This window comes from Polynucleobacter sp. AP-Sving-400A-A2, assembly GCF_018688155.1.
Lineage (GTDB): Bacteria > Pseudomonadota > Gammaproteobacteria > Burkholderiales > Burkholderiaceae > Polynucleobacter.
This window is the reverse complement of sequence record NZ_CP061312.1, coordinates 760980-783928: the sequence shown is the minus strand read 5'-3', so window position 1 is coordinate 783928 and position 22949 is coordinate 760980. Positions and strand designations below refer to the sequence as shown.

Sequence of the window (22949 nt, the reverse complement as noted above, 5' to 3'; positions counted from 1 at the left end):
TTTAATTGAGAGTCTTGTGTAGATTTTGCAATGAATACACCTCAAGCGACCCTTTGTTACCATTTTGCGATGCCATCAAGCCATCCATTACCGCACGTGCTGCACTAATCGTAGTGTAGTAGGTCACATTATTAGCTTGTGCGCTAGTACGAATGGAGCGTGAATCCGCAATTGCAGTACGGGTCTCATCAACAGTGGTAAATACCAGGGAGATCTCACCATTCTTAATCAGGTCAACAATGTGTGGGCGTCCATCCTTAACCTTGTTGACTACGCGAACTGGAAAGCCAGCCGCCTCAATCGCTGCGGCTGTGCCTTTAGTCGCCACCATGGGGAAGCCCAATTGATGCAAAAGCTTAGCCACTTCAACTGCTTTAGGCTTATCGCTATCTTTGACGGTTAACAACACGGTGCCGCTCTTAGGCAATTTAATTCCTGCGCCTAATTGGGATTTGAAGAGGGCTTCACCGAAAGTCTTGCCAACACCCATCACCTCACCAGTAGAACGCATCTCTGGCCCTAGAATCGGATCAATACCTGGGAACTTGTTAAATGGGAACACAGCCTCTTTTACTGAGTAGTAAGCTGGCTTGACTTCATTCAGAATGCCCTGCTGTTTAAGAGTTTGACCCACCATGCAGCGAGCTGCAATCTTGGCCAACTGCAAACCGGTTGCTTTGGATACAAATGGAACGGTACGAGAAGCGCGCGGATTTACCTCGAGCACATAGATGACATCTTTACCATCGACGTGCTGAATCGCGAACTGTACGTTCATCAAACCAACCACGTTGAGACCTTTAGCCATCGCTGCGGTTTGACGTTTGATTTCTGCAATCGTCTCATCCGATAAGGAGTATGGCGGCAATGAACAAGCAGAGTCACCTGAGTGAACACCGGCTTGCTCAATATGCTCCATCACACCACCGATAAATACCTGCTGACCATCACTAATGCAATCTACATCACACTCAATCGCATCATTCAAGAAACGATCTAGTAATACTGGTGAGTCATGGGAGACTTTGACAGCTTCACGCATATAGCGCTCAAGATCACGGCCATCGTGAACGATTTCCATCGCGCGGCCACCCAATACATAGGAAGGACGCACCACCAATGGGTAACCAATCTCTTCAGCAAGCTTCAATGCCTCATCTTCTGCACGGGCGGTACGATTCGGCGGCTGACGCAAATTCAACTCATGCAATAGCTTCTGAAAGCGCTCGCGGTCTTCTGCAGCATCAATCATGTCTGGCGATGTACCGATGATTGGTACGCCATTGGCCTCGAGATCCAAAGCCAACTTCAATGGAGTCTGGCCGCCATACTGAACGATGACGCCTTTTGGCTTTTCAATTGCGACGATCTCTAAAACATCTTCTAATGTCAAAGGTTCAAAGTACAAACGATCAGAAGTATCGTAGTCAGTAGACACTGTTTCTGGGTTGCAGTTCACCATGATGGTTTCATAACCATCTTCGCGCATTGCTAAGGCCGCGTGAACGCAGCAGTAGTCAAACTCAATACCTTGGCCGATACGGTTTGGACCACCGCCCAAAACCATAATCTTATCTTTAGTACTTGGTTGCGATTCGCACTCACCATGCTCTGCTTCGTAGGTGGAGTACAGATACGCAGTGTTCGTAGAGAACTCAGCGGCGCAGGTATCTACCCGCTTGTAGACTGGCACTACTTTAAGGCGATGGCGTGCTGCGCGTACGGAAGAGGCGTCCACTCCCAATAATTTCGCTAAGCGGCGATCTGAGAAACCTTTTTGCTTAATGAAACGTAACTCAGGGGCTGACAAGCTATCGAGCTTGCGCTGCTTGAGTTCAGTCTCCATGGTGATGAGTTCTTCGATTTGCTCCAAGAACCACGGGTCCACCTTAGTCTCGTTGTAAACCTCATCCAAGCCCATGCCCATACGGAACGCGTCTGCCAAATACCAAATGCGGTCTGGTCCTGGCTCACCGATTTCTTGAATGATGTCATCTAAGTCTGTAGAAACTTCATCAAGGCCATCAACGCCAACCTCTAGGCCGCGTAATGCTTTTTGGAAAGACTCTTGGAATGTGCGGCCAATCGCCATCACCTCACCGACGGACTTCATCTGCGTAGTTAGACGAGAATCTGCTTGCGGGAATTTCTCAAAGGCAAAACGGGGGATCTTCGTTACTACGTAATCGATTGAGGGCTCAAAGGATGCTGGAGTTGCGCCACCGGTGATGTCATTCTTCAACTCATCTAAGGTGTAACCCACTGCCAGCTTGGCAGCAATCTTGGCGATCGGAAAACCAGTTGCTTTTGAAGCCAAGGCAGATGAACGTGAAACACGGGGGTTCATCTCAATCACAATCATGCGGCCATCAACTGGGTTAATCGAGAACTGCACGTTTGAACCACCGGTATCTACGCCAATTTCACGCAAGACCGCAATGGAGGCGTTGCGTAAAATTTGATACTCTTTATCAGTCAAGGTTTGTGCAGGTGCAACGGTGATCGAATCACCGGTATGCACACCCATCGGATCTAAGTTTTCGATTGAGCAAACGATGATGCAGTTATCGGCACGGTCACGCACCACCTCCATCTCGAACTCTTTCCAACCTAAGAGAGACTCTTCAATCAAGAGCTCACGGGTTGGAGATAAATCTAAACCGCGTTTACAAATTTCTTCAAACTCTTCACGGTTATAAGCGATACCGCCGCCTGATCCACCCATGGTGAAAGAAGGCCGAATGACGACTGGGAAACCTAAACTGTCCGTCTCTTTCTGAATACGTTGCTGTACTTCATGCGCTTCATCCATGGAGTGCGCGATACCAGACTTCGCAGAACCCAGACCAATCTTGGTCATCGCATCTTTAAACTTTTGACGATCTTCCGCTTTATCAATCGCCTCTGGTGAAGCCCCAATCAGTTCGCAACCGTATTTTTCGAGGACACCGTGGCGATGTAAATCGAGTGCACAGTTCAAGGCAGTTTGACCGCCCATCGTTGGCAAAATCGCATCGGGTTTCTCAGTGGCAATGATGCGCTCTACTACTTCCCAAGTAATTGGCTCGATGTATGTCACATCCGCCATCTCAGGATCAGTCATGATGGTGGCAGGATTACTGTTCACCAAAATCACTTTGTAACCTTCGTCACGCAGAGCTTTACAAGCTTGCGCACCAGAATAGTCAAATTCACAAGCTTGTCCAATCACAATTGGACCAGCCCCAATAATCAGGATGCTCTTGATATCGCTACGCTTAGGCATTATTTGCCCCCCTTATTACCAACAGCGGCAGCATTCATGAGCTCCACAAAACGATCAAATAAATAGGCGATATCGTGAGGGCCCGGTGAGGCCTCAGGATGCCCTTGGAAACACAAAGCAGGCTTATCTTTCCAAGCCAGGCCTTGTAGTGATCCATCAAATAAAGACACGTGCGTAACGCGAATGTTGTCAGGCAAAGTTTTTGCATCTACAGCAAAGCCGTGATTCTGAGAAGTAATCGCTACGCGCCCCGTATCCAAATCTTTTACCGGGTGATTCGCACCATGGTGGCCAAACTTCATCTTCAAGGTTTTAGCGCCAGCAGCTAAGCCCATAATTTGATGACCCAAGCAAATACCGAAAGTCGGAATGCCCTTTTCGATAATTTCTTTAGCGGCAGCAATTGCGTAATCACATGGACCAGGATCGCCTGGGCCATTTGAGAAGAACACACCATCTGGGTTCATTGCCAACACTTCGGCAGCGCTAGTTTGTGCAGGAACAATCGTTAACTCACAACCACGCTCAGTGAGCATGCGCAAAATATTACGCTTCACACCAAAGTCATAGGCAACGACTTTTTTGATTGGCTTACTGATATCTAAAGATCGATATGCAGGTTTGTCATCAGGGCCATGCAGGTCCCATTCAGCCTCACGCCATTGGTATGGGGTTTTTGTTGTTACCACTTTAGCTAGATCTAAACCAGCCATACCTGGGAAGGCTTTTGCGAGCTCCAAGGCTTTCTTGCCAAGGGTCTCTACGTTATCACCCAGCTTGCCAGCCACAATCGCACCGGACTGAGCGCCTTTATCGCGCAGGATGCGAGTGAGCTTGCGGGTATCGATACTAGAGATGCCTACTACCCCTGCTTTTGTGAGGTAGCTATCTAGACTTTCTTCAGAACGGAAATTCGAGACACGCTTAGATAGGTCTTTCACAACCAAGCCAGCCGCATGAATCTGGTCAGACTCAGCGTCTTGACCGTTTACCCCAACGTTTCCGATGTGTGGGTAAGTCAAGGTAACAATTTGGCGTGAGTAACTCGGATCAGTGATGATCTCTTGATAACCAGTCAGTGCAGTATTAAAAACAACTTCGCCGGTAGTTTCGCCAGGGGCGCCGATACTAAGACCAGGAAATATAGTGCCGTCGGCTAAGGCCAACACGGCAGGAGGAAAAGAAGGAAGCAAGGGTGACAAACCATCTCCAGTCCCTGCTCCATCCGACGCTCAACACCCCAAAAAGACCAACCCAGGACTGTTTGTGCGGGAGGTGAGTGTCTTTAAGCGCTAGGGTAATTTATTAAGTTTTGAACCCTTGAATCATACCAGTTTTGCGTATAAACCCTTGGATTCCCAGCCAATTGGGCTTCCAAGGTAATGAGCCTCAGAGTCACAGGACCAAGGGGCTTATTTTTGATGCTGCCAAGCTAGGCTTAAGGTTTTGCGCTTTGCTCGATGATGGTCTTAATTTGCGCTAAAACGGTTTGATCTTCCATCGTACTGATATCACCAGGATCGCGCCCTTCAGCTACAGCCTGAAGAGCACGGCGCACGATCTTGCCTGAACGGGTCTTGGGCAAGGCTGTGACTACATAAACCCGGCCTGGACGAGCAATTGCGCCTAGAGTGGTGTCTACGGTTTTCATACACTCTGCTTCTAGAGTAGCTGTATTAGAGGCATCCTTTGGAATCACAAAGGCGATCGCAGCTTGCCCCTTGAGCTTGTCCTCAATACCCACTACTGCAACTTCAGAGATATTCGGATGACTAGAAATACTCTCTTCGATCTCACGGGTGCCCAAGCGATGACCAGCAACGTTAATTACGTCATCAGTTCGACCTAAGATAAAGAAGTAGCCATCCGCATCCTTGATACCCCAGTCAAACGTAGAGTAAATCATCTTCCCAGGGATAGTTTCCCAATAGGTGCTTACAAAACGCTTATCGTCACCCCAGACTGTTTGCATGCAGCCTGGAGGCAAGGGACCCTCAATCGCAATCACACCCTTCCGATCTGGACCCAATTCTTCCGAAGTGGCGTCATCCAGTAGTTTCATGTTGTAACCAAATGATGGGACGCCAGGAGAGCCAAACTTGTGTGGCATCACTTCCACCCCACGCTGAATTGCCAACATGGGCCAACCTGTTTCTGTCTGCCAATAGTTATCCACGATCGGCTTCTTAATCGCATCATGTATCCAGGTTGCCGTTGGCTCATCCAAAGGCTCGCCTGCCAAGAACAAAGCACGTAAGCTCGAGAGATCATATTTAGTTAAGAAGGCAGGATCTTGCTTCTTGAGAACGCGAACTGCAGTTGGTGCAGAGAACATGACTGAGACTTTGTACTTCTCAACCAACTCCCACCAAATCCCTGCATCAGGACGCAAGGGTGTGCCTTCGTAAAGAATGGTTGCCATGCCGTTTAGCAATGGCGCATAAATGATGTAGCTATGACCCACTACCCAGCCAATGTCTGAGGTACAGAACATGGTCTCACCAGGGTTACCGCAGAAGATATGCTTCATGGTCGAAGCCAAGGCAACTGCGTAACCACCGGTATCGCGCTGTACACCTTTGGGCTTACCGGTAGTGCCGGAGGTATACAAAATATATGAGGTATGGGTTGCATCCACCCACTCAATCGGCACTAAATCATTGAGGTGTTTCTGGCGCTCGGTTGCGTAATCTAAATCGCGACCAGCTACTGTGGTGAACTCAGTCAGACCACGATTGACGATCAGAACTTTTTCAGGCTTGTAGCTCGCGAGCTTAATGGCCTCATCGAGCAAAGGCTTATAAGGGACCGCTTTACCACCACGCGCGCCCGCTTCTGCAGTCACAATCATTTTCGGCTTGGCATCGTCGATACGTGATGCCAGGCTATGGGATGCAAAGCCACCGAATACTACGGAGTGAATTGCACCAATGCGTGCACAAGCGAGCATTGCAAAACAGGCCTCCGCAATCATCGGCATGTAAATCAATACGCGATCGCCCTTTTGAACGCCGTTCGCTTTGTAGATGGCGGCAATACGATTGACTTCTTCGTAGAGCTCTTTAAATGTGAATGCTTTTTCTAGATTGGTTTCTGTTGAAACAGCGACAAGCGCGATTTGGTTTGCACGGTCTTTGAGGTGACGATCAACTGCGTTGTAGCAAAGATTGGTTAATCCACCCTCAAACCATTTAGCAAAGGGAGGGTTTGCGTAGTCTAGAACTTTATTAAATGGTTTTTCCCAATAAATGAGTTTTGCCTGCTCTCCCCAGAATCCATCTGGGTCTTTAATGGAGCGTTCGTGTTCTGACTTATAGGACATGATCAACCTAAATGAGTAAATTAAAATGTCTAGACTTACTGAATCTTATTGACTCCCTTGCTAGTGGAAGTCTTGGGAGTCGAGCTAGTTGTATTCGAAGATCCATTATTTGCAGATTTTGCAAGTCCTGTCGATGCGGATTTATGCTGAGTTGCAGCATTCTTCGCAGAGGAATTACCCTTAGAAGCACCTTTTCCAGACTTTGCCACTGCGCACTTAGCCCCTTTTGCACAATTGTTAGGCGCTGACTTAAGCAAATTAAGACTGCCATTTTCAGCTAATGCTACTGAGATATCACCAGGGCGCTGGTGAGTTTTAGGCACTAAAACTGTTGAACCCGCCCGAATTCTCATGCTTTTGGGAATGCCATTGACTGCTCTTAAGGTGTCGGCATCCACACCAAGCGTTTTTGCGGCTTGCTCAACTGATTCTGTCTTGGTCACTTGCACTGCCGTCCAAGAAGACAGTGGCTTGGTGTACTTCTTGAGGTTTTCCTGGAAGACCTCGGCATGTCCAAACGGTAGCAAGATTTGCTGATTAGCATTACTCAAGATGACCGGCTTATTAAATGAGGGGTTCAGACTATGAAACTCGTCCTCCGGAATTTCGCTCAACTGAATTACCAGTGCCACATCAATATCAGACCCAACATCCACAGCAACAAAATAAGGATGGTTTTCTAAATCCGGTAGAACAATGCCGTAGGCTTTGGGATCCAAAACAATCTGACGGTAAGCCATTAACTTCGGAACATAGTTGCGAGTCTCATTGGGCATCTTGAGACTGAGGTAATTCGTAGGAAGACCTGCGGCAAGATTGCGTTTCTGTGCTTTTGACACATTACCAGCGCCCCAGTTATAGGCAGCTAAAGCGAGATCCCAACTACCAAACTGCTTATGCAAACGCTGCAAATAATCCAATGCTGCATCAGTAGACTGCAAGACATCCCTACGCTCATCCCTAAAGACGTTTTGCGTCAACCGAAAATCTTTACCAGTTGCAGGCATAAATTGCCACAAGCCCATAGCCTTTGCACTAGATTTGGCATTAGTCACAAATGCGCTCTCGACAAACGGGAGCAAGGCAATCTCTGTTGGCATTTTGCGTGCATTTACCTCTTGCACGATATAAAACAGGTAGCGCGATGAGCGAGCCATTGAGCGATGTACATAGTCTGGGCGTGCACTAAGCCAGCGTACTTGTTCAATCTCCAACGGTGTATTCATGGGTTCCATCTCGAAGCCATCCCGAATCCGAATCCAGAGGTTGCTCGATGGTGCATACAGATCGCTGACAGATTGATTTTTGAGGTTTACCCGCTGCGCGTTAGAGGCTCGTGGATCCTGACGTGTCGGCACATCAGAGGACCAATCTCCAGTGCTTGCACAGCCTGAGAGTAGTGCAATCAGCCCTATCGCTGCATAGCGCCACATCATCAGAACCGATCCTTCCATGCACGAATTACCGCTAATACATGGGCAGGCGTAGGTAGCAATTTTTCGCCAGAGACCTCGAGAGCGGCATCAATCACAGCCGGTTGATCACAACGCATGAATGGATTGACTTGTAATTCTTGCCCGATGGTCGTTGGTAATGTTGGTAGGTGTTGATCGCGTAGAGCGTTAGCAGTTTCCGCCCAAGTAATCAGGTTGGCATTATTCGGCTCAACCGCCAGCGCAAAGCGAATATTGGATAAGGTGTATTCATGGGTGCAATACACCAGAGTATTTTTAGGCAAGGCGATAAACTTCGCTAGAGACTGACTCATCTGCGTTGGGGTGCCCTCAAACAAGCGACCACAGCCAGACGCAAATAAGGTATCGCCACAAAAGAGCATAGGCTCAACTACATTAGCCTGCATGTTCGCAAAGTAAGCAATGTGACTCAAGGTATGGCCAGGTACCTCATAAACCTCAAGGCTAATACGTGGCGCAGCGACTTCTACCTTGTCGCCTTCCATCAGGGCATGCGTACGACCCGGAATATCGATCGCAGCTGGGCCATAAACTGGGATAGATGAGCCAAGGGTATTGAGCAAAGTAACAATGCCACCGGTATGGTCTGCATGGTGATGGGTAATTAAAATACCAGTCAGAGTCAGCTGATTTTGCTCGAGATATTGCAATACGGGGGCGGCATCACCCGGATCCACGATCAAAGCAGACTCGCCATCATGGATACACCAGAGGTAATTGTCATCAAAAGCCGGTATCGGCCAAACTTGCAATAAAGTATTCTTCACCATAGACCCATGATACCAACCCCACCCGCCCCCTCTCAGATGCCCGCACCACCATGGAGTTCGTGGGAAAAGTGGCTGCAATCACCCCCAGGACGCTATGTACTTGCTTGGGAGCAAAAATGCTTCAATCAAATTGTGGTTGATGTCTTTGGTTTTTATGCCGTACAAATTGGCTTGCCGCAAATGAACACCTTGGCAGAAAACCGAATGCCCTTGCACGCGTTACTAATAAACACCCACGACCGGCAAAAACAGGCTGGCCAGTTTAATTGGCATCAGATTGAGGGCAATGCCAATGAGCTCCCCTTTGCCTCTGAATCTATTGATTTATTGGTGATGCCACATGTCTTGGAATTTGCCGCTGATCCTCATCAAATTCTGCGAGAGGCTGAGCGCGTCCTTCGCCCTGAGGGCCGCTTGATTATTTCTGGATTTAATCCAGCTAGTCTGTGGGGCATGCGCCAATATCTCAGTAGATTAATCGGCACCCCCTATTTACCAAGGGATGGACAGTTTATTGGCCTTCTCAGAATTAAAGATTGGTTACAGTTACTAAACTTCTCTCTAGATAGAGGCCATTTTGGCTGCTATAAACTCCCTTTAAGTGGCGAGTCAGGCATGGCCAGAATGGACTTTATGGAGCCGGCTGGCAACCGCTGGTGGCCTATTTTTGGAGCTGTTTTCCTGGTTTCGGCCATTAAGCGCCAGCAAGGCATCCGCCTGATCGGACAAGTCCAAGGCCTACGCATCCCAGCGATCACTCAATTGAACCCGGTAGCGGAAAGTCGTCAGCAGTTAGCAAACCAGCAAGACCGAGTAAATTAAGGGCATGTCCCACGCCAAACCACTTCCTCATATTGTCATTTACACCGATGGCGCCTGCAAAGGCAATCCGGGTCCCGGCGGCTGGGGTGCTGTTCTTCGCTCTGGCGGCCACGAGAAGCATCTTCATGGCGGCGCTGAGCACACCACCAATAATCGGATGGAAATTAGCGCCGTAATTCATGCGCTGCGAGCCCTGAAGCAAACTAGCTCGGTAGAACTATGGACCGACTCTCAGTATGTCCAAAAAGGCGTGACTGAGTGGTTAGAGGGCTGGAAAAAGAGGGGCTGGAAAACCGCTAGTAAAGATCCCGTCAAAAACGCTGATTTATGGCAAGAATTAGATGCCCTCATTCCCCACCATACGATCACTTGGCATTGGGTTCGTGGGCACAATGGACACCCTGGAAATGAGCTGGCAGACCTATTGGCAAACAAAGGTGTAGAGGAGTTTCTGCCCTAATTGGGATCGAGGCGCTACTGCCCATGTTTATGAGCCTTGTGAGAAAATAATCTCGTTCAAGGGCGGCAAAGATGACTCCCTACTAAACCGATATAAAACTAAGAAAAAATACCGAGATCGTGTCAAAAATTGAATTAGCCCTTGATAAAGCAGTCGCTTCACTTCCAAAGCTCAAAAACTGGGTGATGGGCCGCCTGTGTGCCCTATGGAAAAAAACTTCCCCATACCTACGCCTTGATAGGCTCAAAAAATTAGACTTCACCACAGTTAAAGCATTTACCCTGAAATACAAATGGCGTATTTTGCTTGTGCTTGTCGTGTTGTACGCTGGCTTGAAAGCCTACGACTATTTTTTTCCTGCTCCCGAGAAAAAAGGTGGGGTCGTCACCATCACCTCAGTTGTAGTCGATAAAAAAGAGGTTCCGCTCATTATTGAAGCTACTGGCACGATCGTGAGCAATAGCATCGTAGATATTCGCCCAATGGTAACCAACACCGTTGCCAAGATTCATATTAAGGACGGGGAAGAAGTTAAAGAGGGGCAACTCCTGTTTACTTTAGATAATCGTAATGACAAAGCAAATTACGAAAGATTAAAAGCCTTAGCCGATGACGCGCAGAATCAATACTTGCGCGCCAAAGAATTGGTTGCCAAAAACTTTATTTCTAAGGCAGGCTTAGAAACCTCTCTTGCAAATTCGAAGGCTGCACAAGCTGCAGCTCGTTCTGCAGAGGTTCAGCTCTCTTTTGATTCCATCCGCTCTCCAATTACTGGTCGCGCAGGCATTGTGAATGTCTTCCCAGGATCTCTAGTGCAGGCAAGTAACGTTGTTAGTACTGCAACGAGCTCAACTGCAACCACTAGCGTTGGCTCTATGGTCACCATTACCCAACTCAATCCAATTAATGTCCAATTTGTGATCCCAGAAAAAGATATCCCCCTTTTGCTGGAGAACCAACTTGATGGTGAGCCACTCGCCGTGAAAGTCACCGTGGGTGACTCTGGCAAAAGAACCTATCAAGGCAAAGTCTTGGTAATTGATAACCAAGTAGATCCTTCCATTGCAGCGGTTCGAGTCAAGGCGCAAATTCCGAACGATGCTATGACTCTGCTGCCTGGACAATTTGCACGTGTCTCGCTAGTGGCTAGCGATTTAAAAGATGCGCTTGTGGTTCCCTCACAAGCTATTGTGATTAATCCTCGTGGTAGGCTGGTCTACACAGTAGATAAAGATAGTAAAGCAGTATCCAAGCCAGTTAAAGTCGTTTATGAATACCAAGGTAATTCTGTTATCACCGGTATTGAGCCGGGCGATCGAGTAGTAGTAGAGGGCAAGCAAAACTTAAGGCCTGGCAGTAAAACCAAGGAAGCTAAAGATGCGAAAGGTGCGAACCCAGCTGCTGCGCCTACACCTGCTCCTGCTGCTAATGCCCCCTCTGATCCCTCAAAGGCTTCAGAGACTAAAGCTCCAGCCACTCCTACTGCAGCAGATAAGAAATGACCCTATCTGAATTATGTATTCGCCGTCCGGTAATGACGGTACTGCTTTCGGTATCAACAGTCATTGCTGGGGTAATCGCTTATCTCAATATTCCAGTCGCAGCATTACCTAGCTTTAATACGCCCGTTATTTCTGTGAGCGCATCTTTACCAGGGGCTTCACCAGAAAATATGGCGTCGGCTGTAGCGCTACCATTAGAAAAAGAGTTCTCTACCATTGATGGCGTTAAGGTCATCAGCTCTACCAACTCTCTTGGTAGTACTAGCGTTACCCTCGAGTTCAATACTGATCGTGATATCGATAAGGCCGCAGTCGATGTGCAAGCAGCACTACTACGCGCTCAAAAACGCCTCCCGATTGAAATGACGGTACCACCGTCTTACCGTAAGGTGAATCCTGCCGATACCCCAATTTTGGTAGTGAGGATGCAGTCTCCTTCTGTGAGTCTCTCAGATTTAAATGACTATGCAGAAAATCTTCTCTCGCCGAACTTGTCAACCATCGGCGGTGTTGCACAAGTCATTGTCTATGGAGCAAAGCGTTATGCCATCCGCGTGCGCGTTAACCCAGATGCCTTAGGAAACCGCAATCTAACAATGGAAGATGTCTCGGTTGCGATCAATAAAGCCAACGCAAATAGTCCTTTAGGTGTTTTAGATGGTCCCCGCCAATCCATCACGATTTACGCCAACCCGCAATTGGTCAGACCAGAAGAATTCGGCAACCTCATTATTAGCCAGAAGAATGGTTTACCAATCTACCTCAAAGACGTAGCTGAAGTCATTGAAAGCTATGAGGATGTAAAAACCTTAGCTAGCGTTAACGGTGAGAGATCAATTGCAATTGCTGTGTTACGTCAGCCGAACGCCAATACGGTTGAAGTAGTTAAATCCGTCAAAGAGTTACTGCCAAAACTTAAAAAGCAAATGCCAGACTCGGTTCAGTTACAGCTTGCGAATGACCGCTCGCTATCCATTATTGAAGCGATCCATGACGTCAACATTACCCTAGCACTAACAGTTCTTCTGGTAGTGCTTGTGATGTTCTTATTCTTAAAACATCTTTCCGCCACCATCATTCCCTCGATCAGCCTACCCATCTCGCTGATTGGCGCTTTCTCGCTTTTATATTTTTTAGGCTACAGCCTAGACAATATTTCTCTACTCGGCATTACCTTGGCAGTGGGCTTAGTCGTCGATGACGCGATTGTTGTTATAGAAAATATCATGCGCCACATTGAGGAAGGCATGGATCCACTTAAAGCCTCTCTCAAAGGAAGTCAAGAAGTTGGATTTACGATTTTTTCTATCTCCCTTTCTTTGGTAGCTGTATTTATCCCGCTCTTCTTTTTGCCCGGTCCTATTGGTCTCTTGTTTAGAGAATTTGCGGTAGTGGTATCGCTATCGATTCTAGTGTCCGCAGTGGTATCGCTCACGATAGTCCCCATGCTATGCAGTCGCTTTTTGCCAAAACCAGGGCAGCACGCTAAGGAATATGCCATCAACAAGAAGTTTGATCGCTTTTTCGATTGGATGCTAAAGACCTATGTGCATTATTTGGATCTGGCATTACTGCATCGCAAAAAAGTGTTGTGGGGCGCCCTTTCTACTTTCGTAATTACGATTATTCTGTTTATGAGTAGTCCTACAGGATTTTTCCCAGAGGAAGATATCGGACAAATTTCAGTAACCACTGAGGCATCTGAGGACATCTCTTTCAAGGCGATGCTCATCCTGCAAGATCGAGCAGCAGCCATAGTCAATAACGATCCTAATGTGGAGAGCTCTATTTCGATTGTCGGTGGAGGCAATAGCTCAGGCAGCAATACTGGACGTATCTTTGTCGTTTTAAAGCCTAAGGGTGATCGACCCAAGATGGCAAAAGTAATGGAGGAGCTCAGAACCAAGTTCAGGGAAATTCCTGGGTTACAGGTGTTCATGCGCCCAGTGCAAAATTTACAACTCGGTGGCCGAGGCAGTAAAAGTCGCTATCAATTTACATTGCAAAGCGTTGGCTTTGAAGGTGTAAATGAGTGGGCAGATAAGTTGCTGCAGAAAATGCGTGCTGACCCCATCTTCCGCGACGTCACCAGCGACTCTCAACTAAAGGGTCTTAATGTCAAAATTGATATTGATCGTGAGAAAGCAGCGAGCGCTGGCGTCTCAATCACCGATATCCGTGCAGCACTGTATAACTCCTTTGGCCAAAAACAAGTCTCCACAATTTATACCCCCGTGAATACTTATTACGTCATTCTGGAAACTGCAGAGGAGGATCGTCAGTATGAGACGGATCTCAATAAGGTGTTTGTTCGTGGCCGCGCAACTGATAAGCTCATACCACTCTCTAGTGTAGCCAGCTTTACCAGAAGTATTGGTCCTACCGCTGTCAACCACCAAGGGCAAATCCCTGCAGTCACTCTATCGTTCAATCTAGCGCCAGATGTGTTCTTGGGTGATGCTACTAAAAAGATTGAAGCCTACACCAGTGAAATTAAATTACCGACATCAATCATTACTAGCTACGGTGGTGACGCTGCTGTCTTTAAGAGCAATCAGTCGGGACAATTAATTTTAATTTTTGCAGCCTTAGGCGTAATTTATATTCTCTTGGGAGTTCTGTACGAGAGTTATATTCATCCGCTAACGATCTTGGCGGGTCTGCCCTCAGCAGCAATTGGCGCGATCTTAGCACTGCGTATTTTTGGATTTGAGCTCACTATCATCGCTTCGATTGGTATCTTATTGCTAATTGGTATCGTGAAGAAGAATGCGATCTTAATGATTGACTTTGCTTTGGATGCACAACGTAATCAAGGCATGTCACCTGAGAAAGCGATTCGGGAGGCCTGTATTTTGCGCTTCCGCCCGATCATGATGACTACATTCGCTGCCTTAATGGGCGTTCTCCCCATTGCCTTCGGAATTGGTGCTGGTGCAGAGCTTCGGCAGCCTCTAGGGATTAGTGTCGCTGGCGGTTTAATCTTCTCGCAATTTGTAACGCTCATTATTACTCCAGTGATCTATCTGTACCTAGATAAGTACGCGGGTAATGGCCCTCTTGAAATCCCCCCATCCGCCTTAGAAGGTACCTAATGCGTCAAGTGATTCTCGATACCGAAACAACCGGCCTCAATCCCGCTACAGGCGATCGTATTATTGAAATTGCTTGCGTTGAGATGGTGGGTCGCCGCTTAACTGAACGCACTTTTCATTACTACATTAATCCTGAGCGTGATATCGATGCCGGCGCTTTTGCAGTTCATGGACTCTCTCGTGAGTTCCTGTCTGACAAACCCGTGTTCTCAAATATTGTGGAAGAGTTGATTGAATTTGTTGATGGTGCTGAGGTAGTTATTCATAATGCGGCGTTTGACTTAGGCTTCCTCGATAACGAATTTGCTTTGCTCAAGCGCCCAGCTTTTAGAGGTCTTGCCTCCAAAATTACCGACACCCTACTCGATGCCCGTCAGATGTTCCCGGGTAAGCGTAATTCGCTTGACGCCCTCTGTGAGCGCTTTGCGATTAGCAATCAACATCGCACCCTACACGGTGCTCTATTGGATGCCCAGTTATTAGCTGAAGTCTATGTAGCGATGACGCGTGGGCAAGAAGACTTATCGATTGACCTCATTGATTACACCGTTGGCACTGATGCATCAGGACAAGCGAAAGCCTTGCCCACCATGCTCAAAATCATAGCGGCAAGCGAGGAAGATTGCCAGTTGCATGAAAAGATCTTGGCTGACATTGCCAAGGCAAGCAAGAAGGATCCTGTTTGGAATCCTGCTGCTATCGCTAGTTAATCAGTCATTTTGATTAACTGATAGCGCGGCGGATTTCATCCTTCTTAGGTTTAGATCCTGTAACCGATTCTGTATCGTGCTCAGTCGTATTTTCGATTGTCTCGATCAGCGCTTCTTGCATTCGAATATTGTCTTTAGGGCAAATAGGTGCGCCATAGGTTGCCCATTTCTTTAGTAGCGTGACCTCATATCCGCACTGCCCGCACTTAGCTTTATTGCGACTGGCATTGCTCGGCCTCGGAGGTGGAAAAACGATTGCCTGATGTGGATATGGCCCAAGCTCTTGGCTGATCATCATAAGGCGCACCATCAACTCTTCGGTTGCGTGAGCCATTCTAGCGGGACCTTCTAAACCTACAGTCTGGGCAATGCCCTTGAAGTCCTCGCCATGACCGCTAAAGCAATCATCCACGGCGTGGCACAACTCATGTACCAAGGTATCTAACAACTGAACGGGATCATCTAACTTAGGTGAAATAAAGATCTCGTTCACTCCCCCACCAGAGCGCTCGCGCGGCCAGCATTGCCCCAAGGTTGTTCTGGGACTGCTAGAGGCTGGAAAACCGCAGGATACTCTTACTGGGGGTATGGCATATCCCGCCTTTGAGAATACCGGCTCCAAATGTCTTACTGCATCTTCTAACCAAGATTCTCGTACGGAGTGTTGCTTCATTTATGGATCACTTAATCAAGCTTGATATTGGCGGATTTGATTGCTTTATCCCAATAAGGCAATTCTTTCTTCAGTAAGGCATCCATCTGTGGAGGCGTTAAATAACGCAACTCAACACCAGCGGCATCAGAGCGTTCTTTCACTTCAGGTAGAGCAAGACTTTTCTTAACAGACTCGGTCAGCTTAGTAATGACTGGTGCTGGCGTGCCCGCTGGCGCATATAAAGCTACCCAAGATTCCAATTGAAATGTAGGCAAGCCTGCTTCGGCAGTCGTAGGCACATTGGGCATACCAGGGTGACGACTTTTACCCGTCACAGCCAAGCCTTTTAGCTTTCCGCTTTGTACGTGTTGCATCACCGAAGGTGGTGTCGTAATAAATACTTGCACCTGACCTGCCAATACATCCTGAATTGCAGGACCAGAACCCTTGTACGGTACGTGAACGATATCTACACCCGTATTTTGCTTAAAGATTTCAGTGCCAATATGAGATACAGAGCCATTGCCCTGCGAGGCGTAATTGAGCTTGCCAGGATTGGCTTTAGCGTAAGCAATCAATTCTTTTAGGTTATTCACAGGTACCGAAGGATGCACTGCAATCACATTCGTAGAAACTGTCAGGAGCCCAACTGGAGAAAAATCTTTAATTGGATCCCACGGTAATTTATCCATCAAGGAAGGATTGCCAACGTGGTATCCAGAATACGAAATCAGCAAGGTGTATCCATCGGGCTTGGCCTTGGCAACATATTGATAGGCCGTATTTCCGCTGGCGCCTGGCTTGTTATCCACAATCACTGGCTGACCAATCACCCGAGTTAGAGGCTCACTCAATAAACGCGCCGAGGTATCCACTAAGCCTCCAGGCGGGTTCGGAACAACCAAGGTAATGGGTCGATCCGGGAATGCTTGGGCATGAACAAGGTGAGAGCCTAATGCAATGCTAACGATGGCTAAAGAACGATAGATAAGTTTGATTGATTTCATATTGATCTCCAAAAACTGAGTTTCATTTGTTGTTTGAAAGAATTATCGCTGCCCTACTTTGACATCACCAAAAATGGCCTGAGCTTCACGCGGTAAACAGCGCCAGTAACGCTCATTGGAAGGTACGATGCCACCTAGGGCTGCAGCAGCCTCCCAAGCCCAACGGGGTTTGTATAAAAATGCCCGTGCCAGAGCGATTAAATCCGCATCCCCTTTTTGCAAAATATCTTCAGCCTGCTTAGGGTCGGTAATCAAGCCCACTGTCATCGTTGGAATGCCCGACTTGTCTTTCACAATCTTGGCAAATGGCACTTGGTAATTTGGTCCAATCGCAATCTTTTGCAATGGAGAAATTCCCCCTGAAGAGATGTGAACAAAATTACATCCCAAGGGCTTCAGTCGAGCAGCAAAATCAGCCGTTTCTTCGGGCGTCCAACCACCCTCGATCCAATCGCTTGCAGAAATGCGAATACCTAAGACACCTTGATAGGCCTTTCGTACCGCCGCAAATAATTCCAAAGGAAAGCGGATACGGTTTTCATAAGAGCCGCCATATTCATCTGTACGTTGATTGGCGATGGGCGACAAAAACTGATGCAATAGATAGCCATGGGCACCGTGTAATTCAATGCCATCAATCCCAATTCGCTCAGAGCGTTGCGCTGCAATGACAAATGCAGTGATGAGTTCAGCTAACTCTGTTTTGGAGAGCTCATGCGGCAAACGTTCATCCTTGAGTTGCGGAATGGCGGATGGCGCAACCATGTCCCAGCCGCCCTGCTCTTTAGAAAGCAACTGACCGCCAGCCCAAGGGCTAGCACTGGAGGCTTTACGACCAGCATGCGCCAGCTGAATAAACACAGGGGTGGCTGGAGCTAAACTCCGGGCCCTCGTGAGCTTGTCTTTCAGGGCCGCTTCTGTGCGGTCATCCCACAGGCCCAGGCATACAGGGGTAATGCGACCCTCAGGGGTCACGCCAGTGGCTTCGATGATGAAAAGCCCTGCGCCACTATTGAGGAGATTGCCCCAGTGCATGAGATGCCAATCCTGAGCCTCTCCATTGACTGCAGAGTACTGGCACATTGGTGCCACAACCACCCGGTTTGAGAGGGTTAGAGGCCCCTTAGGGGAGCTTAGAACATAACTGGAGAATAAAAGACTCATTTGCTTACCTTTAGGGCCGAAAAAGCGTAAAACTAGCTAAAGCGATAAAATAGATTCAGTAGAATAAACGAGACCACAAAGTTGTGCGGAATCTAGCCCAAGCACCTTTATTGAACCCAAAACCAGACAATAGAATATTAAGTAAATTACTATGAGCGCACCCCAAGCATTTACATCAAAAGAAGATATTGGCCATTTCGTTGGCGGTAAAGTCGTCAACCCTAAAGATGGTCGTTTCGCCGATGTATTTAATCCCTCCACAGGCGCTGTCGCAAGACGCGTGGCCCTAGCTAGCCGTAAAGAGGTTGATGAGGTTGTAGCAAATGCGCAGGCAGCATTCAAGACCTGGAGCCAGACCTCCCCATTACGCCGTGCGCGCATTATGTTTAAGTATCTTGAGCTACTCAACGCCAACCGTGATGAGCTGGCTGCCATCATTACTGCTGAACACGGTAAAGTATTTACCGACGCTCAGGGCGAAGTGACTCGCGGTATCGAGATTGTTGAATTTGCTACCGGTATTCCAGAACTGCTCAAGGGTGATTACACCGAGCAAGTGTCGACCGATATTGATAACTGGGTCATGCGCCAGCCTTTAGGTGTGGTTGCTGGCGTGACGCCATTTAACTTCCCCGTCATGGTCCCCATGTGGATGTTTCCAGTGGCGATTGCCTGTGGCAATACCTTCATTCTGAAGCCTAGCCCAACCGATCCATCTGCTTCATTATTCATGGCGAAGTTGCTGACTCAGGCTGGCTTGCCTGACGGTGTATTTAATGTGGTGCAAGGCGATAAAGAAGCGGTTGATGCCTTGATTGAGAATCCCGATGTCAAGGCAGTAAGCTTTGTAGGTTCTACCCCTATTGCTAACTATATCTATGAGCGTTGCGCACACTTCGGCAAGCGCTCCCAGGCTTTAGGTGGCGCTAAGAATCACATGGTAGTGATGCCAGATGCTGATATCGATAAAACAATTGACGCTTTGATTGGTGCAGCCTATGGCTCTGCTGGTGAGCGCTGCATGGCAATCTCAGTGGCAGTTTTGGTGGGCGATGTAGCCGAGAAAATCATGCCAAAACTGATCGAGCGTACCAAGACCCTGAAGGTGAAGAACGGTATGGAGCTCGATGCTGAAATGGGCCCTATTGTTACTAAAGCTGCCTTAGAGCGCATCACTGGCTACATTGATAGCGGCGTTGCCTCCGGTGCAAAGTTATTAGTAGATGGTCGCGGTTTGAAAGTGCCAGGACATGAGAATGGCTTCTTTATCGGCGGCACACTGTTTGATAACGTTACCTCCGAGATGAAGATCTATCTAGAAGAAATCTTCGGACCAGTACTCTCTTGCATGCGCGTGGCAAACTTCACCGAAGCACTCAATTTAGTGAACTCCTGTGAGTTTGGTAATGGTGTAGCTTGCTTTACGAGCGACGGTAATATTGCCCGTGAATTTGCTCGCCGTGTACAAGTGGGTATGGTTGGTATTAATGTACCTATTCCAGTTCCAATGGCTTGGCATGGTTTTGGTGGTTGGAAGAAATCCCTCTTTGGCGATATGCATGCCTACGGCAAAGAAGGTGTTCGTTTCTATACCAAGCAAAAGAGCGTGATGCAACGCTGGCCTGAGAGTATTGCCAAGGGTGCAGAGTTTGTGATGCCGACTTCGAAGTAATTAGATGCAGCAGTAATGTAACAAGCATCTGCAGATAACAATAGCGACCCTCGGGTCGCTATTTTTTATCATTTACTTTTGATTCAGTGGTGAAGCTAGGCAGGAATCAGGTAACGCCTCTCGATGGCACGAGCAAATAACACAATCACCGATACCAGGGCCAGATAGACTAATGCGGCCAAGAAATAGGCTTTAAAGAATTGGAAGTTGCTTGCGGCCAACTCTTGTACTCGAGCAAAGAATTCGGTGTACTGAATCAAGAAAGCAACTGAACTGTCTTTGAGATTGGCAATCACTTGATTGGTGAGTGCTGGAATAGAAAAGCGAATCACTTGCGGCAAAGTAATCAAACGAAAGATCTGCAAAGGACTGAAGCCCTGTGCACTTGCCGCCTCTAACTGACTTTTATCTAAACCATTAAAGGCAGTCTTTAAATATGCCGCATTGTAGGCTGCTACGTTGAATGTAAAGCCAATGAAAGCGACTGTGAATGGAGAGAGTCGAACGCCCCACTGTGGCAAGCCGTAATACATCAAGAACAATAAAACAATCAAGGGCATGCCGATAAAAAAGGAGATGTAAGAATTAGTGGCGCTACGCACATATTGGTTTTTACTCAGCGTGAGATAAAACACGACGATGCCTAAAAGTAATCCTGAAACACTAATCAAGCCCGCCAATTGCAAGGTCTTCACTAGCCCCGTCAAAATCAAGGGCATCTGCTCCGTGAGATCACGAACGAAGGATGGCCACCCTCCCATCAACGCTTCTCCTCAGCGCCAAAGAAGGCTTTGATATCTGGATCGGAATGTTTACTCAATACATCGATTCGATCATCAGCCCGAATGACGCCACGATCCAGAAACATCACGGTATCTGCAATATTGCGAGCCAAGTTCAGGTCATGGGTCACGCAGATCATCGTGATCCCTTCGCTATGCAAGCGGTTAATGAGATCCGCCACATCTCTAGACATCACAGGATCGAGTGCTGAGGTAGGTTCATCGAGAACCAAGACTGCTGGATCCATCGCAAGTGCACGGGCAATAGCCACCCGCTGCTTCTGTCCGCCAGAAAGCTGGGAGGGATATTTATCTTGATGGGACGTCATTTCAAAATGGGATAGCTCTAGAAGGGCTTTTTCTTTTGCCTCCGCTTTACCCATCTTGTGTAGCTTGCGTAGGCCTAATGAAACGTTATCTAATACGGTGAGATGACTGTAAAGTGCGAATTGCTGAAATACAAAACCAATTTGCTTGCGCAACTCGCGGACATCCACGTCAGGATACAATACTTCCTTGCCTTTAAAAACAATCGATCCCGAGGTAGGCTCAACCAAACGATTAAGGCAACGCAATAAAGTAGATTTACCAGAGCCAGAAGCGCCCATCAAGACCTGAACATCGCCCTCTTTTAAATCCAGGTTGATGTTGGATAAGACAGTTTGCCCATCAAACTCTTTAACCAAATCTCTCACTTGAATTAATGCCACAGGTTTACCTCTTTAAATAATGTGGTGCCAGTGCTCATGCTGGAGTCATCCCTGGGATTTGAAAACGCTTACTCAGAAGCTGAACGCCGATTAAGCAAATTCGGTAGATCACGAAATATAAAATGCCCACAGCTAGATAGACCTCTATGCCACGGAGCGTGGTTGAAGTGAGTGTCATAGCTTGCTTGGTAATCTCCGGAATCCCCACCGTATAGGCAAATGGAGAATATTTAAGTACTGAAGTGAATTCATTAAGCATACCCGGCACTGAAAATCGCAGCATCTGGGGTAACTCGATAAACCTGAGAACCTGTATACGAGTCATTCCCATGGCCTGGGCAGCAATCACTTCAGCAGGATCTACTGAGTTAAACGCCCCCCGAAATACCTCGGCTAAATATGCAGATGCTACAAGGCCTAAGCTGAGCGCCATCGCCATTAAAGGCGGAACCTTAAAACCAATGCCTGGTAAGCCAAAATACACCATAAACAGTAAGACTAAAACTGGTACACCTCTAAAGACATAGGTGTAGCAGTCAATCAGCGGGCTTAGCCAGGAAATATCGAGACGGCGTAGGCTTGCTAAAAATAAGCCGACTACTAAGCCTGTTAGTGAGCAAACGAGAGTGACTAAAACCGTATAAGAAATGCCCTGGGCTAACTGGGCAAGAATATCCAGAAAGGTCACAGGGCAGGCTTTCGGCTACGGATTAAGGTATTAATGAATGGAGCTTATTTCATCCACTTATCTAGAATGGCTTTGATTTTTTCTGGCCCCAGTTCATTGAGGTATTTATCAAAATCATCACGCAGCTTAGAGCCTTTAGCAAAAGCAAAGCCTAGCTTATCAAACCCTTTAAATACATAGCTACTCTGAATCGGTAGCTGCAGTTTATTTTCATAATTGAGGAATACCGGCTCCTCAATAAAGGCAAGGTCCAAATTACCATTCTGCAGATCAGTAATCACTTCTGCATAGGAGGGATAGAGCTTGACCTTGCTTAATGAATAATAGCCCTTGGGCTCTAGCTCATTCTTAATCAGGTCATCGTATGCCATGCCACGTGGATAGCCGATAGAGTATTTCTTGAGCTGATTTAAGTCAGTGATCTGAATATTTTTATTCTTCATGCTCACAAGATGCCAAGCATTGTCATAGTAAGGCTGAGAAAAATCCATCACCTCCTTACGTTTATCGGTAATAGAAATTCCTGAGAAAGCCACATCAGCCTGACCACTAGAGACCGCACCCAACATTCCAGCCCAATCATACGGAGTGACTTTTAAAGTACAGCCGCGCGACTGACAAAAGCCCTGGAAAATATCCATATCAACGCCAACGATCTGCCCTTTGTCATCAAATAACATAGGGGGAGATGCAGGAGAAACAGCAACCTTAATTTCTTTGGTATCAGAGGACTTGGAGCAAGCCACAATGGTGAGCGCTAGAACAGCTGCAAACAATGCTAGAAAAAAGCGTTTCATGGGGTACTTCTCCTATCCTAATTAATGGTGATATCCAGAACCTGGGTACACAT

The 22949-nt window shown here is 47.4% G+C and carries 18 protein-coding genes; 6 read left to right on the top strand and 12 right to left on the bottom strand.

Features of this window, described 5'->3' with window-relative positions:
- Position 1 precedes the first annotated feature (1 nt).
- The 5 genes from carB to gloB form a co-directional block, all read right to left on the bottom strand.
- Positions 2–3265 (bottom strand): carbamoyl-phosphate synthase large subunit, encoded by a 3264-nt coding sequence (carB, locus tag C2758_RS04115; RefSeq protein WP_215329714.1) that lies wholly within the window; start codon positions 3263–3265, stop codon positions 2–4.
- Positions 3265–4458: a glutamine-hydrolyzing carbamoyl-phosphate synthase small subunit gene (gene carA / locus C2758_RS04110; protein WP_215330081.1), complete on the bottom strand. Its 1194-nt coding sequence runs from the start codon at positions 4456–4458 to the stop codon at positions 3265–3267. Before carA ends, carB begins: the two co-directional genes overlap by 1 nt.
- A gap of 245 nt (positions 4459–4703) precedes the next feature.
- Complete coding sequence (locus tag C2758_RS04105; RefSeq protein ID WP_215329713.1) at positions 4704–6587, bottom strand: propionate--CoA ligase; 1884 nt, start codon at positions 6585–6587, stop codon at positions 4704–4706.
- A gap of 35 nt (positions 6588–6622) precedes the next feature.
- Entirely contained in the window at positions 6623–8041 is a 1419-nt protein-coding gene (locus C2758_RS04100; protein ID WP_251369255.1) for a transglycosylase SLT domain-containing protein, read from the bottom strand.
- Entirely contained in the window at positions 8023–8832 is an 810-nt protein-coding gene (gene gloB, locus C2758_RS04095; RefSeq protein ID WP_215329712.1) for a hydroxyacylglutathione hydrolase, read from the bottom strand. Before gloB ends, C2758_RS04100 begins: the two co-directional genes overlap by 19 nt.
- A 6-nt stretch (positions 8833–8838) precedes the next feature.
- Between gloB and C2758_RS04090 the strand changes: the two genes are divergently transcribed.
- The 5 genes from C2758_RS04090 (at position 8839) to dnaQ (ending at position 15421) form a co-directional block, all read left to right on the top strand.
- Positions 8839–9654: a class I SAM-dependent methyltransferase gene (locus C2758_RS04090; protein ID WP_215329711.1), complete on the top strand. Its 816-nt coding sequence runs from the start codon at positions 8839–8841 to the stop codon at positions 9652–9654.
- Between the two features lie 4 nt (positions 9655–9658).
- A complete protein-coding gene (gene rnhA / locus C2758_RS04085; RefSeq protein WP_215329710.1) occupies positions 9659–10114 on the top strand; it encodes a ribonuclease HI in 456 nt (151 codons plus the stop codon).
- Between the two features lie 119 nt (positions 10115–10233).
- Positions 10234–11616: an efflux RND transporter periplasmic adaptor subunit gene (locus C2758_RS04080; protein WP_215329709.1), complete on the top strand. Its 1383-nt coding sequence runs from the start codon at positions 10234–10236 to the stop codon at positions 11614–11616.
- Positions 11613–14711: an efflux RND transporter permease subunit gene (locus C2758_RS04075; RefSeq protein WP_215329708.1), complete on the top strand. Its 3099-nt coding sequence runs from the start codon at positions 11613–11615 to the stop codon at positions 14709–14711. Before C2758_RS04080 ends, C2758_RS04075 begins: the two co-directional genes overlap by 4 nt.
- Entirely contained in the window at positions 14711–15421 is a 711-nt protein-coding gene (gene dnaQ / locus C2758_RS04070; RefSeq protein ID WP_215329707.1) for a DNA polymerase III subunit epsilon, read from the top strand. The genes C2758_RS04075 and dnaQ overlap by 1 nt, the downstream gene beginning before the upstream one ends.
- Before the next feature lie 13 nt (positions 15422–15434).
- Here the strand turns inward: dnaQ and C2758_RS04065 are convergent, their stop codons facing one another.
- Genes C2758_RS04065 through C2758_RS04055 form a run of 3 tightly spaced genes read right to left on the bottom strand, consistent with a single transcriptional unit; the run spans position 15435 to position 18247 of the window.
- Complete coding sequence (locus C2758_RS04065) at positions 15435–16094, bottom strand: SprT family zinc-dependent metalloprotease (RefSeq protein WP_215306620.1); 660 nt, start codon at positions 16092–16094, stop codon at positions 15435–15437.
- Positions 16095–16105: 11 nt separating this feature from the next.
- A complete protein-coding gene (locus C2758_RS04060; protein ID WP_215329706.1) occupies positions 16106–17083 on the bottom strand; it encodes a tripartite tricarboxylate transporter substrate binding protein in 978 nt (325 codons plus the stop codon).
- 42 nt (positions 17084–17125) lie between these two features.
- On the bottom strand, positions 17126–18247 hold the full coding sequence (locus C2758_RS04055) for an NADH:flavin oxidoreductase/NADH oxidase (RefSeq protein ID WP_215329705.1): 1122 nt from the start codon (positions 18245–18247) through the stop codon (positions 17126–17128).
- Between the two features lie 151 nt (positions 18248–18398).
- Here C2758_RS04055 and C2758_RS04050 point away from each other — a divergent pair, with 151 nt between their 5' ends.
- Positions 18399–19919 (top strand): CoA-acylating methylmalonate-semialdehyde dehydrogenase, encoded by a 1521-nt coding sequence (locus tag C2758_RS04050; RefSeq protein ID WP_215329704.1) that lies wholly within the window; start codon positions 18399–18401, stop codon positions 19917–19919.
- Between the two features lie 95 nt (positions 19920–20014).
- On the opposite strand, the gene C2758_RS04045 is transcribed toward C2758_RS04050, so the two are convergent.
- From C2758_RS04045 to C2758_RS04030, 4 genes are read right to left on the bottom strand one after another with little or no spacing between them, the layout of a single operon-like run.
- Entirely contained in the window at positions 20015–20680 is a 666-nt protein-coding gene (locus C2758_RS04045; RefSeq protein ID WP_215329703.1) for an amino acid ABC transporter permease, read from the bottom strand.
- Complete coding sequence (locus tag C2758_RS04040; protein WP_215329702.1) at positions 20680–21411, bottom strand: amino acid ABC transporter ATP-binding protein; 732 nt, start codon at positions 21409–21411, stop codon at positions 20680–20682. The genes C2758_RS04045 and C2758_RS04040 overlap by 1 nt, the downstream gene beginning before the upstream one ends.
- Before the next feature lie 34 nt (positions 21412–21445).
- Entirely contained in the window at positions 21446–22099 is a 654-nt protein-coding gene (locus C2758_RS04035) for an amino acid ABC transporter permease (protein WP_215329701.1), read from the bottom strand.
- 44 nt (positions 22100–22143) lie between these two features.
- Positions 22144–22896, bottom strand: a complete 753-nt coding sequence (locus tag C2758_RS04030; protein ID WP_215306608.1) for a transporter substrate-binding domain-containing protein — start codon at positions 22894–22896, stop codon at positions 22144–22146.
- Positions 22897–22949 lie beyond the last annotated feature (53 nt).